The following is a 13009-nucleotide window of genomic DNA, read 5'->3' as shown; positions in this document are numbered from 1 at the left end:
CGAAATCGTTCGGAAAAAAGAACGCGGTGTGACCCGGTCGTCTCAGTTGGTCTCTTCGGAACCCGCGAGGGCCTCGACGAGGTCGACGATGCGCCGGCGCACCTTGGAGTCGGTGATCTTCAGGAAGGCGCGGGTGAGAGCGATGCCCTCCGACGTGGCGAGGAAGTCGGAAACGAAGGCGGGGGAGGCATCTTCCGCAAAGCCCGCCGGGCCGGCGCCGACGGTGGGCGCGCCGTCGAAGAAAAACGAGACCGGAACACCCAGTACGTTCGAGATGTTCTGCAGACGGCTGGCGCCGATCCGGTTGGTTCCCTTCTCGTATTTCTGGATCTGCTGAAAGGTGATGCCGAGATTTTCTCCCAGTTTCTCCTGGCTCATGCCCACCATCATGCGGCGCATGCGGACGCGGCTGCCGACATGCTTGTCGATGGGATTGGGAGATTTCTTCGTCATCATCGGCCCCGACTCGAACAAAAAAGACTCCCCTTCCGCCACGTTGGGCGGAGGGAAGCGATGCCTAAGCTGCGCAGCAGTCTAGGCAAAGGCCACGATACCGTCGATCAATCTACGCGTGTATTGTTCGGCAACGCAGCATAAAGACGACCAATATCGCGGCCGCCAGCAGAACGCACGGTATCGAATTGCCAAACATGGAATAAAGCGTCGGCGGAAGTGCAGTCGGAAGTTTACCGTCGAGCGTGCCTCTTGCACCCAGGGGTAGCATTTCCTCTATTCGCCCGAGCGGGTCGACAATCGCCGAAATTCCGTCGTTTGTGCCGCGAATCAAAGGCAGGCCCTGCTCAATCGCGCGCATGCGCGCCTGCTCGAAATGCTGGTAGGGGCCGGGCGTCATGCCGAACCAGACGTCGTTCGACAGGTTGAGCAGCACGCCCGGGCGCTGGTCGGGCGAAAGCCCCGCGGGCATGATCTCGCTGGGGAAGATCGCCTCGTAGCAAATCAGCGGCACGGCGGTCGGCAGGCCGGGAATGCGCATCAGCGTGCGCTTGTCGGCGGCACTGAATCCGCCGCGATACTGTGTCAACTGCTGGATGCCGAGGCTCTCCAGCGTTTCCTGGAACGGCAGATATTCGCCAAAAGGAACGAGATGGACCTTGTCGGCCACGGCGAGGAAGGCCCCCTCGTCGCCGAGCGCGCGAATGCTGTTATAGGCCTTGGGCCGGGTCTGCCCGGGGACCTGTTCGAGCCGCACCGCGCCGGTGATCAGCGTGGCGCCGGGCGGCAGCATCGCCGCGATCCGCGAGATCGCGCCCGGCTCGCGCTCGAGGAAGAAGGGGAAGGCCGATTCCGGCCAGAACAGGTGGGTGATCCCCTTCAGCCCGTCCTTGCCTTCGCTCAGCGAGACGTAGAGGTCCATCACCTGGTCGCGGGCGTCGTAACGGAACTTCTGGTCCTGCGGCAGGTCGGGCTGCATGATGCGCAGCATGACGCCGGGAACGTGCCCGACTTCGCTGGTCGCGAGCCGCCAGGCGCCCGCGCCCCACATGGCCGCGAGGGTCAGGCCGGCGAGGACGACCGGCAGGTAGCGCCCGCGGCCCGGCGCGTCGAACAGCGTCGCCGGCGCAGCGAGCGCGGCGAGGGCGACGAAGCATAGCCCGAATATGCCGACGACGGCACCCGACTGCGCGAAGGCGAGGTCGCTCGCCAGCGCGTAGCCGAAATTGTTCCAGGGAAAGCCGGTCAGCAGCGTGCCGCGCAGCCATTCGGTCGCGGTCAGCGCGATCGCGAGGACGAGTATCCGTTCCGCCGTCCGGCTCCAGAACAGCGCCGCGAGGGCGCAGCCCATGCCGACATAGAGCGCGAGCCCGGCCGGCAGCAGCAGCACGGCGAAGGGGATCAGCCAGGCGAAGGTGTCGGCCTGCACCAGGAAGGCCGAGCCGATCCACCACAGCCCGGCGAGGAAGTACCCCATGCCGAACAGCCATCCGGTGCCGAAGGCCGCGCGCATGCGCCGCCACCGGCCGGACGGGGCGGCATCCTCGATCGCCCGGTCGAGCAGCAGCACCAGCGCCGGCAGGGTGAGCGCCATGATAGGCCACGCATCGACCGGCGCCATGGCGAGCGCGGACAACGCGCCGGCGAGAAAGGAGCCGAGCGCGCGCAACCGGCGCGGCGCGAGACGCAGACGGTCCGGCAGCGTCATGAGGCCGTCCGCGCTCGCTCAGGCAGCGGCATCGGGATCGCGCGCGGCCCGGCCGCCATAGCCGTTGTTCTGCTCGGCCGGCGGGGGCAGGCTGGCGCCGCCGGCCCGCTCGTCGCGGCGGCGTTCGCGCCGCGCCCCGATGGGGGAGGGCGCGACCTCGCCGGTCGCCTCGCGCGCCGTGCCGTTGCGGGCGGGGGTGATGCGCAACCGCTTGACCCGGCGCGGATCGGCATCGAGCACCTCGATCTCGAAATCGTCGGGCCCGCGCACGATCTCGCCGCGCACCGGCACGCGCCCGGCGAGCGTCACCAGCAGCCCGCCCAGCGTGTCGACCTCCTCGGCCTCCTCGCCCAGCGCGAAGGCCGGGTCGACCGTCTCCGCTACCTCCTCGAGGCTGGCGCGCGCATCGGCGATGTAGGACCCGTCCGGCTGGAGCGCGATCATCGGCATCTCGTCGTCGTCGTGCTCGTCCTCGATGTCGCCGACGATCTCCTCCACCAGGTCCTCCATGGAGACGATGCCGTCGGTGCCGCCATATTCGTCAATGACGAGGGCGAGGTGGATGCGGCTCGCCTGCATGCTGGCCAGGAGCTCGATCGAGGGCATGGAGGGCGGGACGAAGAGCAGGCGGCGGATCAATTTCGCCGCGCTCAGCGAGGTGCCGAGGTCGATGGCCTTGAGGTTAAAGCCCGGCAGGGTCTTGCCGTTGCCTCGTCCATTGGTCTTGCCGGCATCCTTGGCCGGACCGGCCTCGCCCCGGGCGGCGTCGGCGCCCGGTTCCGCGCTCGTGCGCGGCTCCTTGGCGCTCCGCGTGATCATGGCGCGCTGCGTCAGATAGGCGACGAGGTCGCGTATGTGCACCATGCCGACCGGGTCGTCGAGCGTGTCGTCATAGACCACGAGGCGCGAATGGCCGGCATTGGCGAATACGGCGAGCAGCTCGCCGAGCGAAATGTCCTTCTGCACCGCGACGATGTCGGCGCGCGGCACCATCACGTCGCCGATGCGCAGCTCGCGCAGGCCGAGAACGCTCTTCAGCATCGAGCGTTCGGTGGCCGAGAGGTCGGTGCCGACATCCGCATTGGTCGCGGAGAGGACTTCGGCGAGGTCCATGCGCAGCGAGCCGGAGGTCCGCCAGCCGCCCATGAAGTTGCGCAGCCGGTCGAATAGGCCGGGTCGCGGGTCGGGGTCGGCGGAACGGGAATCGGCCGGGCCGTCCGGCCCGGCGGTCCTACTCGAACCGCCGATGGTAGTACTTGGGCCGTCGCTGCTCTGTGCGGGGGGCGGCGGGTTGGAAACAGGCTCGGACATCGTCTTCAGGTGGCTTGGTGAACGGGTTCGGTTTCGGCATAGGGGTCGGGCACACCGAGCGTCGCGAGCACGCGGCGCTCCATCGCTTCCATCTCCTCCGCCTCCTCGGCGGTCTCGTGGTCGAAGCCGAGCAGGTGCAGCGTGCCGTGCACCGACAGATGGCTCAGGTGGTCGGCGAAGGTCTTGTCCTCGCTCGCCGCCTCGCGCTCCAGCGTCTCGAATGCAATGGCGATATCACCGAGATGGGGCGCGCCCGCGGCGCGCGCCACCTCCGGCGTGGGAAAAGACAGCACGTTGGTCGCGTAATCCTTGTGCCGCCAGTCGCGGTTGAGCGTGCGGATGGCAGTGTCGTCGGTCAGCTTCACGGCGATCTCGGCGCCGTCGAGCGCGATCTCGTAATCCTCGGCGGCGCCGAGGCAGGCCGCGCGCACCGCCCGGGTAACAAGCCCGGCAGCGTCGGGCACGCTCGGCCACGGGCCGGCCTCGACGAGGATGTCGACCTCTATCGGCTCGCCTTCGCTCATCGCGGCGGTGCCTTCGGTTCGGCCGGGACCGCGGGTTCCGACGGCGCGCCGACGGAAGCGCCCGCCGGCCTTCCGCCGGCCAGCTTGCTGTCATAGGCGGCGACAATGCGGCCCACCAGCTCGTGGCGCACCACGTCGGCGGCACTGAAACGGCAGACCTCGACCCCTTCGACATTGCCGAGCAGGTCCACCGCCTCGGCAAGGCCCGAAGTCTGGCCCGGCGGCAGGTCGACCTGGCTCGGATCGCCGGTAACGACCATGTGCGAGTTCTCGCCGAGGCGGGTCAGGAACATCTTCATCTGCATCGACGTGGTGTTCTGCGCCTCGTCGAGGATCACGCAGGCATTGGCCAGCGTGCGCCCGCGCATGAAGGCCAGCGGGGCGATCTCGATCTCGCCGGAGGTCAGCGCCCGCTCGACGAAGGCACGGTCCATCAGGTCGTGCAGCGCGTCGTAGATCGGGCGCAGATAGGGATCGACCTTCTCCTTCATGTCGCCGGGCAGGAAGCCGAGCCGCTCGCCCGCTTCCACCGCCGGGCGCGAGAGGATCAGCCGGTCGACCACGCGCCGCTCCAGCAGGTGCACCGCATAGGCGACCGCCAGCCAGGTCTTGCCGGTGCCGGCCGGGCCGACGCCGAACACCAGTGTGTGGCGCTTGAGCGCGCGGATATAGGCGTCCTGCGCGGCGGTGCGGGCCCGCACCGGCCGACGCCGGAGCTGGATCTCGTCGAAGCTCTGCCGCTTGGTCGCGGGGTCGAAATCGAACAGGAAGCCCTGCGAGGCGGCCTCGCGCATCACGCCCTCGACGTCGCCGGGCACCAGCTCCCCGCCCTTCTTCAGACGGGCATAGAGCGTCTCGAGCACATGGCGCGCCTGCTCGCAGGCCTCGCGCGGGCCTTCCAGCGTGACGTGGTTGCCGCGCTGCTCGGCGACGATCTCGAGCCGTCGCTCGATCAAGGCGAGGTTCTGCCCGTAATGGCCGAACAGCAGGCTCGCCAGCCGATTGTCGTCGAAGGCGAGCACGATCTGGTTCGGTCCATCCTCGGGGATGTCGACCCAGTTCGCCGCCGGCCGCGACGACGCGGCAGGGCGCGGCGCGGTCTGCGTCGTTCCGCCGGATCCGCCGGTGCGGGGGGAATGCAAGGCACGTTCGTTCTCGGAAGAACCAGGTCGACGCACGCTCACGCCTCCACCGTCTCACTCTGCCCCACCAAACGCGGTTCGACACCGGCGCCGCCGGCGAAAAACTCGCCGCCAATGATGTCGCCGGAAAGACTCTTGGTACTGACGGCCCGCACTTCAACCGTCGCCAGGGTGCCGATCGCCTCGCGCGGCGCCTCGACCACCACCGACTGGAGATAGGGCGAGCGGCCGATGAGCTGGCCCGGGAAGCGGCCCGGCTTCTCCAGCAGGATCTCGAAACGCCGGCCGCGGCAGGCCGCGTCGAAGGCCGCCTTCTGCCGGTCGAGCAGCGCCTGCAGGGCGTAGATGCGCTGCGACTTCACCTCTTCGGGAAGCTGCACCTCCATCGTCGCCGCCGGCGTGCCGGGGCGCGATGAATATTTGAACGAGAAGGCGCCGGCGAAGCCGACCCGCTCCACGAGGTCCATCGTGTCGGCGAAATCCTCGTCGGTCTCGCCTGGGAAGCCGACGATGAAATCGGAGGAGAAGGCGATGTCGGGACGCGCCGCACGCACCCGCTCGACGGTCGCGAAGAACAGCTCGCGGTCGTGCTTGCGGTTCATCGCCGCGAGGATGCGGTTCGAGCCGGACTGCACGGGCAGGTGCAGATAGGGCATCAGCGCCGGCAGCTCGCGATGGGCGGCGATCAGTTCGTCGTCCATGTCGCGCGGATGGCTGGTCGTGTAGCGCACCCGGGCGATGCCCGGCACTTCGGCGACCTTGCGCACCAGCTCGGCAAGGCCGGCGGGGCGACCGCCCGCATCGGCGCCGTGATAGGCGTTGACGTTCTGGCCGATCAGCGTGACCTCGCGCACGCCGCCATCGGCGAGCCGCGCCACCTCGTCGAGGATCTTCGCCACCGGCCGGGAGACCTCGGCGCCGCGCGTATAGGGCACGACGCAGAAGGTGCAGAACTTGTCGCAGCCTTCCTGCACCGTGACGAAGGCGGTGGGACCGCGCCTGGCGATGGCCTGTCGGCTCGGCGGGGCGAGGAAGTCGAACTTGTCCTCGACCGGGAACTCGGTCTCGACGATGCCGGCGCGCCGGTTACTGCCGCGCCGCTCGGCATCGGCCACCAGCTCGGGCAGCTTGTGGTAGCTCTGCGGGCCGACCACGAGGTCGACGCCGCGGGCGCGCTTCAGGATCTCGGCGCCTTCGGCCTGGGCGACGCAGCCGGCGACGGCGACCATCTGGCGGCGGCCGGCCTCCTCCTGCGCGACGCGCAGCCGGCCGAGCTCGGAATAGACCTTCTCGGCCGCCTTCTCGCGGATGTGGCAGGTATTGAGGATGACGAGATCGGCGTCCTCGGCGGTGTCGGTTTCGACAAAACCTTCCTTCGCCAGCGTGTCCGTCATGCGCTGGGCGTCATAGACGTTCATCTGGCAGCCGAAGGAGCGGACGTAAAGTTTGCGCGGCTCGCTCATTGCGTGTCGATCGACCTCAACCGCCTGTCCATGAAGGACGTTGCCCCGCAAGGAGGCCGGCGGCCCATTCCGTTGGAAACCCGGCGCATTTCCGGCGCGCCCGTGCCGAGGCGCCGTCGCAAATCGCGGTTCGTTCCCAACTCGCATTGGCCGAGGTCGAGATCGTCTACGTCTCCACTGGTGACACCTTGCTTCCTGTGTAGCGGGATTCCCGCCAAAAGGGAATGCGGCACCCGAGAGTCGGCGTGCTCGAAAAGGGAGCTTTCAGCCCGGCGGAAGCGGCGCCCGGCCGGTCAGCGCCCCCGTGAGCATGGTGCGCGCGGCCCGTTCGGCCGCCAGGGTCGCGGCCTTGCGGTTGTCGGCCTCGATCACGGTGCCGAAATGCAGCTCGACGTCGATTGCCCCGTGGCGGAGCAGGTTCATCAGGTGCGGGGCGAGCTCCATGTCGCCATACCACGCCACCATCGGCCGCCGCGCGCGCCCGAGCGGTATGCCGGCCTGGCCGACATAGGCGATGGCGAGGGGCTGGATCGTCGCCGGCCGCTCGGTGCCGACCGCCTGCCCCGCCGCGCCGACCAGCGCCGAGCGGAACGCCAGCACGCGGTTGCCGTCGCTCGAGGTGCCTTCGGCGAACAGCACCACCGCGTCGCCGCCGTTCATCCGCGCCGCCATCTCGCCCGCCACCCGGCCGGTGGCGGCGCGCGCTGCGCGATCGACGAAGATGGTGCGCTGGAGCTTCGCTAGCAGGCCGATGCCGGGCCAGCGCGCCACCTCGCTCTTGGCGACGAAACACAGCGGCAGGCGCGAGCCGAGCACCGGGATGTCGAGCCAGGAGACGTGGTTGGAGAGGATCAGCAGCGGGCGCACCGCCGCCGGCGCGCCGACGACCCTCACGCGCACGCCGATCAGCGCCAGCAGGATGCGGTGATAGACCACCGGGATGGTGCGGCGGGTCGGCAGCCTAAGCGCCACCGAGGCCCATTGCAGCGGAATGCCGACGAGCGTGACCAGCACCACCGGCAGCAGCACCAGCCAGGCGCGCACGGGCTCAGCTCTTGGACTTGTCGAGCGGCACCCCGTAGAGCTCCAGCCTGTGGCCGACCAGCCGGTAGCCGAGCTTGCGGGCGATCTCCTCCTGCAGGTGCTCGATCTCCTCGGAGCGGAACTCGACCACATGGCCCGAGCGCAGGTCGATCAAATGGTCATGGTGCTCGTCGGGCACCGGCTCGTAGCGCGAGCGCCCGTCGCGGAAGTCGTGGCGCTCGATGATGCCGGCATCCTCGAACAGCTTCACCGTGCGGTAGACGGTCGAGATGGAGATGCGGTCGTCCACCGCCGCCGCGCGCCGGTGCAGTTCCTCGACATCGGGATGATCCTGCGCGTCGGCGATGATGCGCGCGATGACGCGGCGCTGGTCGGTCATGCGCAGGCCCAGCGTCATGCAGGCTTCCTCGATGGCCGTCGGTTTTTCGTTCATCCGCGCGGTCTCCGTCTTGTCCCGCCTTATCGCTCATGGGAGGGGCGAAGGGCAATCGATTCGTCCCCACCCTCCCCGGACCGTTCACCCGCTCAGGCGATGTCGCGGCGCATGGTCAGCGCGGCGGCGGGCTGGCCCGTTCCGGTACGATAATAGCCCTCGCGGCGGCCGATTTCCCGAAAACCGCTTCGCGCATAGAGGCTGAGCGCCGCCCGGTTGCCTTCCTCCACCTCGAGGAAGACCGCGGTGAAGCCTTCCGCTGCCAGCGCGCCGAAGGCAGCCTCGACCAGCCGGCGGCCGACGCCGTGCCCGCGCGCGGACGGCGCGACGGCAATCGACAGGATCTCGATTTCCGGCGACACGCCGCTGAGCAGGATGAAGCCGAGCACCGCGCCGCTCGGTCCCCGGGTCGCGACCCAGGCGCGGGCGAGCCGGTTGGCGAGCAGCCGCTCGAATTCGGCACTGTCCCATCCGAGCCGGAACGAGGCGGCATGGAGCCGCGCCATCGCCTCCGCGTCGGCCGCGCGCGCCGGGCGCAGCGCGACCTCGCGCCGCCCGAAGCCGAAGCGATCGAACAGGCCGCTCACGGCGCGCCGCTCAGCGCTTCGCGCTCATTGCCGCGCGATCCGCGCCGCGGTTTGCGGCTTCGCGTCGGCCTCGCGCAGATAGAGCGGGCGGGGCGGTGCCTTGGCGGGATCGGTCACGCTGGCGAGACGCGCGGCCCATACCGGATCGGGCGTCGCCTCGGCGTCGACCTCGAGCGGCGGACGTTCGCCCGAGGGCCAGGCGCCCGCCAGCAGCGCCGCGCCGGAGCCGACGAGCCGCACCGGGCCGATCGCCACCGCGCGCGCGGCATCCTTCAGCGCCATCGCCCGGGCGCTGACGAGGACCCGGCTGCCGGGCCCGATCATCTGCAGATAGATGTTGCCGTGGCGCGCATCGATCGCCGCCGCGACGGGGATCTCGTCGTCGACCGCGAGCACCGGCGCCGCCAGCGTGGCGAGCGTGGAGATGCCGATCACCGGCCGGCCGGTGGCGAGGCCGAAGCCGCGCGCGGCGGACAGGCCCACCCGCAGCCCGGTGAAGCTGCCCGGGCCGACCGTCACAGCGAAGGCGTCGATGTCGGAGAAGCGCCGGCCGCCGGCCGTCATCACGCCGTCGACCATCGGCACCAGCGCCTCGGCATGGCCCCGCGCCATCACCTTGCGCGCGGCCGACAGCGTGCTGTCGGTGCTGACGTCGTGAAGCGCGACGGCGCAGGCGTCGAGGGCGGTATCGATGGCGAGAATCAGCATGGGTCGTCCTGTCGTCTCCTCACCATGCACATGCCGGGCGGCATAAGAAAAGCCGCCGGCGGGCCGATGCGAGCCGGAGGACGAGGAAACCGTCCGCGCGGCCTCAGACCGGGCGCACCTCGACCACGTCGGGCACGAAGTGGCGCAGAAGATTCTCGATGCCGTTCTTCAGCGTCGCGGTGGAGGAGGGGCAGCCCGAACAGGAGCCCTTCATGGCGAGGAAGACCACGCCGTCCTTGTAGCCGCGGAAGGTGATGTCGCCACCGTCATTGGCCACCGCCGGGCGTACCCGGGTGTCGATCAGCTCGCGGATCGTGTCCACCAGCCCGGCGTCCTTCTCCTCGTAGAAGGCCTCGTCCGCCGCGTGCTCGTGATCGTCCGGCAGCAGTGGCTGGCCGGAGACGAACTGCTCCATGATGGCGCCGAGGATGGCGGGCTTGAGATGCGCCCACTCGGCCTGGTCCTTGGTCACGGTCACGAAGTCGGAGCCGAAGAAAACGCCGGTGACGCCGGGAATCTCGAACAGCCGCGCCGCCAGCGGCGAGCGCGCCGCCTCGCCGGCATCGCGGGCCTCGAATGTGCCTTCGCCGAGCACGCTGCGGCCGGGCAGGAACTTCAGCGTGGAGGGGTTCGGGGTGGCTTCGGTCTGGATGAACATGGGATGCTCCTTGCCCACCGGGGTTAAAGGCCCCGGCGACGAGAGGGATTTGGAATTTAGATAAGCTTTCGGCGACCGAAGGGGAAGTGGCGAGGGAAAGTGCGGGGCGCGAACCGGCCGGCGCGCGCCGTGCCTCACAGCCAGGGCAGCTCCGGGCCGAGCGGCACGATGCCGTTCGGGTTCAGCGCCGTGATCGAGTAATAGCCGCGCTTGATGTGGTCCATGTTCACCGTCTCGCGCACGCCCGGCAGGCCGATGACGCGGGCGAGATAGGCGGAGAGGGCAGGATAGTCGGCGATCCGGCGCAGGTTGCACTTGAACAGGCCGTGATAGGCCGCGTCGAAGCGCACCAGCGTCACGAACAGGCGGATATCGGCCTCGGTCAGCGCCTCGCCGAGGAGGAAGGGCCCCCCTTCGCCGAGACGCCCCTCGAGCTCGTCCAGCATGGCGAACACATCGGCGAAAGCTTCCTCATAGGCCTGCTGCGTGGTGGCGAAGCCGGCGCGGTAGACGCCGTTGTTGAGGCGCGGATAGATCCGCTCGTTCAACGCGTCGATGTCCCCGCGCAGCGCCGGCGGGTAAAGGTCGATGTCGCCCTGCGCCAGCGCGCCGAAGCCGGAATTGAACATCCGCACGATGTCCGCCGATTCATTGTTGACGATGGTGCCGTGCTGCCGGTCCCACAGCACCGGCACGGTCGCGCGGCCGCTGACATGCGGATCGGCGCGGGTGTAGAGCTCGTGCAGATAGGTGGCGCCGTTGACGGTGTCCTCGGTGGCGCCCGGATAGCTGCCGAAGCGCCAGCCCTGCTCCGTCAGCGCCGGCTCGACCACGCTGAGGGTGACGACCTCCTCCAGACCCTTCAGCCGGCGCGCGATCAGCGTGCGCGAGGCCCAGGGGCAGATCAGCGCGGCATAGAGGTGATAGCGGCCCGCTTCCGCCGCGAAGCCGCCCGTGCCCGTACGGCCCGGCGCACCGTCGGGCGTGACCCAGTTGCGGAAGCTCGAGACCTGCCGCACGAAGCCGCCCTTGGCGTCGGTGGCCTGCACCGGCTGCCAGTTCTCCACCCATTTGCCGTCGACGAGCATGGTAACCTCCGCACGCGGGACGATCCGCCCGACGAGTTAACCCCCGCCCGCACCGCCTGTCGCAGGCGTCGGCGCACGCCCGCGCTTGCAATCGCGCCCGGGGGCACGTCAGGCCAGCGCGTCGATGTCCTCGTCGGAGAGCCCGCCGGGCACGATGGTGATTGGCACGGAGAGGCCCGTCCAGCCGCCGGAGGCGAGCGCCGAGACCAGCGGGCCCGGTCCCTCCTTGCCGGTGCCGGTAGCGAGCACGAGGATCGCGATATCCTGATCCGCCTCGACCAGCTTGATGATCTCCTCGCCGATGCCGCCCTCGGCGACGATCCGCTCGCAGTCGATCCCGGCCAGCGCCCGCGCCCGGGCGGCGAAATGCTCCTGGCGCTGCTCGGCCTTGTCGGTCGCCTCCGCGCGCATCAGGTCGGCGACGCCGAGCCATTGGCTCTGCACCTCGGCGAGCTCCAGCACGCTCAGCATCACCAGCGCCCCGCCGGTGCGCGCGGCACGGCGCGCGGCGTAATGCACCGCGCGGTCGCATTCGGGCGTATCGTCGATCACGATCAGGAATTTGCGGCGATGGCCGGGCTCGTGACTCTGGCGTCTGCGCGGCATGGGATCGTCCCCGGGATGAATGGCGCTCGCAAGCCGAGGCCGCTCGCTACCCCGGGGTCATACCACATCGCGCCGCGCGGAAGGGAAGGCGCCCGCGCCGCCCGCGCAACCGGATAGAAGGGGCGCAGTCCCTCAGCGCACGAAGCCGAGTATGTCCTTGACCTGGCCCATCGTCGCGTCGGCGAGCGTGCGGGCCCGGTTCGCGCCGTCGCGCAGGATGGCGTCGATATGGCCGGGATCGGCGACGAGCCGCTTCATCTCGCCCCCGATCGGGCCGAGCCGCGCCACCGCGAGGTCGACCAGCGCCGCCTTGAAGGTCGAGAACTGGCCGCCGCCGAAGCTCGCCAGCACGGCTTCCCTCGGCTCGCCGGAGAGCGCGGCATAGATGCCGACCAGATTCTCCGCCTCCGGCCGTCCCTTCAGCCCCTCGGGCTCGGAGGGCAGCGGCTCGGGGTCGGTCTTGGCCTTGCGGATCTTGGAGGCGACCGCGTCCGCGTCGTCGGTGAGGTTGATGCGCGAGAGGTCCGACGGGTCGGATTTCGACATCTTCTTCGAGCCGTCGCGCAGGCTCATGACCCGCGCCGCCGGCCCGCCGATCAGCGGCTCGGTGAGCGGGAAGTAGCCGCCCTCGAGCGCCGCGTCGCCCAGCCCCAGCCGGGCGATGGAGGCGGCGAAGTCGTTGTTGAACTTCTGCGCGATGTCGCGGGTGAGCTCGATATGCTGCTTCTGGTCCTCGCCGACTGGCACATGGGTGGCGCGGTAGAGCAGGATGTCCGCCGCCATCAGCGTGGGATAGGCATAAAGGCCGACCGAGGCGTTCTCGCGGTCCTTGCCCGCCTTCTCCTTGAACTGGGTCATACGGTTGAGCCAGCCCAGGCGCGCGACGCAGTTGAACACCCAGGCGAGCTCGCCATGGCCCGAGACCTGGCTCTGGTTGAACACGATGTGCTTTTCCGGGTCGATGCCGGCGGCGAGATAGGCGGCCGTGACCTCGCGGATGCAGCGCGTCAGTTCCTCCGGGCCGCCCCACACGCGCATGTCCTGGGTGATGGCATGCATGTCCACCACGCAATAGATGCACTCATAGCTGTCCTGCAGCTCGGCGAAGCGCTTGATGGCGCCGAGATAATTGCCGAGGTGGAGATTTCCGGTCGGCTGGACGCCGGAAAAGACGCGTTCCTTGAAGCCCATGTCGTAACGTCCCGATAGCCCTTCGCGGCGAAGGCGCTGCGCGCCTGAGTGCCGCGCGTGCGCGGCTATCGCATCAATGTCCCGTGGGGGCAA

At 69.4% G+C, this 13009-nt stretch carries 14 protein-coding genes; all 14 read right to left on the bottom strand.

Annotated features, from left to right (window positions below):
• Window positions 1-42: 42 nt before the first annotated feature.
• Window positions 43-453, bottom strand: coding sequence for a helix-turn-helix domain-containing protein (locus tag NVS89_RS07685; protein WP_258732362.1), 411 nt, complete (start codon window positions 451-453; stop codon window positions 43-45).
• 112 nt (window positions 454-565) lie between these two features.
• Window positions 566-2161 (bottom strand): apolipoprotein N-acyltransferase, encoded by a 1596-nt coding sequence (lnt, locus tag NVS89_RS07680; RefSeq protein WP_258732014.1) that lies wholly within the window; start codon window positions 2159-2161, stop codon window positions 566-568.
• An 18-nt stretch (window positions 2162-2179) separates the two neighbouring features.
• Window positions 2180-3472, bottom strand: coding sequence for a hemolysin family protein (locus tag NVS89_RS07675; RefSeq protein ID WP_258732012.1), 1293 nt, complete (start codon window positions 3470-3472; stop codon window positions 2180-2182).
• Window positions 3473-3477: 5 nt separating this feature from the next.
• The gene (gene ybeY / locus NVS89_RS07670) at window positions 3478-3996 is read right to left on the bottom strand and encodes an rRNA maturation RNase YbeY (RefSeq protein ID WP_258732011.1); all 519 of its coding nucleotides are present in this window, start codon (window positions 3994-3996) and stop codon (window positions 3478-3480) included.
• Window positions 3993-5045, bottom strand: coding sequence for a PhoH family protein (locus NVS89_RS07665; protein ID WP_258732361.1), 1053 nt, complete (start codon window positions 5043-5045; stop codon window positions 3993-3995). Before NVS89_RS07665 ends, ybeY begins: the two co-directional genes overlap by 4 nt.
• 131 nt (window positions 5046-5176) lie before the next feature.
• Window positions 5177-6601 carry a tRNA (N6-isopentenyl adenosine(37)-C2)-methylthiotransferase MiaB gene (gene miaB / locus NVS89_RS07660; RefSeq protein ID WP_258732010.1) on the bottom strand — a complete coding sequence of 475 codons (1425 nt, stop codon included), beginning with the start codon at window positions 6599-6601 and terminating at the stop codon, window positions 5177-5179.
• Window positions 6602-6865: 264 nt separating this feature from the next.
• Window positions 6866-7645, bottom strand: coding sequence for a lyso-ornithine lipid O-acyltransferase (gene olsA / locus NVS89_RS07655; RefSeq protein WP_258732009.1), 780 nt, complete (start codon window positions 7643-7645; stop codon window positions 6866-6868).
• A 4-nt stretch (window positions 7646-7649) separates the two neighbouring features.
• A complete protein-coding gene (locus tag NVS89_RS07650; RefSeq protein WP_258732008.1) occupies window positions 7650-8078 on the bottom strand; it encodes a Fur family transcriptional regulator in 429 nt (142 codons plus the stop codon).
• A gap of 92 nt (window positions 8079-8170) precedes the next feature.
• Window positions 8171-8665, bottom strand: coding sequence for a GNAT family N-acetyltransferase (locus NVS89_RS07645; RefSeq protein WP_258732007.1), 495 nt, complete (start codon window positions 8663-8665; stop codon window positions 8171-8173).
• A 24-nt stretch (window positions 8666-8689) separates the two neighbouring features.
• Window positions 8690-9373: a tRNA (adenosine(37)-N6)-threonylcarbamoyltransferase complex dimerization subunit type 1 TsaB gene (gene tsaB / locus NVS89_RS07640; protein ID WP_258732006.1), complete on the bottom strand. Its 684-nt coding sequence runs from the start codon at window positions 9371-9373 to the stop codon at window positions 8690-8692.
• A gap of 103 nt (window positions 9374-9476) precedes the next feature.
• Window positions 9477-10031 (bottom strand): NifU family protein, encoded by a 555-nt coding sequence (locus NVS89_RS07635; RefSeq protein ID WP_258732005.1) that lies wholly within the window; start codon window positions 10029-10031, stop codon window positions 9477-9479.
• A gap of 134 nt (window positions 10032-10165) precedes the next feature.
• Complete coding sequence (locus tag NVS89_RS07630) at window positions 10166-11119, bottom strand: glutathione S-transferase family protein (RefSeq protein WP_258732004.1); 954 nt, start codon at window positions 11117-11119, stop codon at window positions 10166-10168.
• Window positions 11120-11227: 108 nt separating this feature from the next.
• Complete coding sequence (locus NVS89_RS07625) at window positions 11228-11725, bottom strand: universal stress protein (protein ID WP_258732003.1); 498 nt, start codon at window positions 11723-11725, stop codon at window positions 11228-11230.
• A gap of 132 nt (window positions 11726-11857) precedes the next feature.
• The gene (trpS, locus tag NVS89_RS07620) at window positions 11858-12916 is read right to left on the bottom strand and encodes a tryptophan--tRNA ligase (protein WP_258732002.1); all 1059 of its coding nucleotides are present in this window, start codon (window positions 12914-12916) and stop codon (window positions 11858-11860) included.
• Window positions 12917-13009 lie beyond the last annotated feature (93 nt).

Origin of the sequence: Ancylobacter mangrovi, assembly GCF_024752355.1 — a bacterium.
Lineage (GTDB): Bacteria > Pseudomonadota > Alphaproteobacteria > Rhizobiales > Xanthobacteraceae > Ancylobacter > Ancylobacter mangrovi.
Note: the sequence above shows the minus strand (reverse complement) of the source record. Positions and strands in the feature narration are given on the sequence as shown.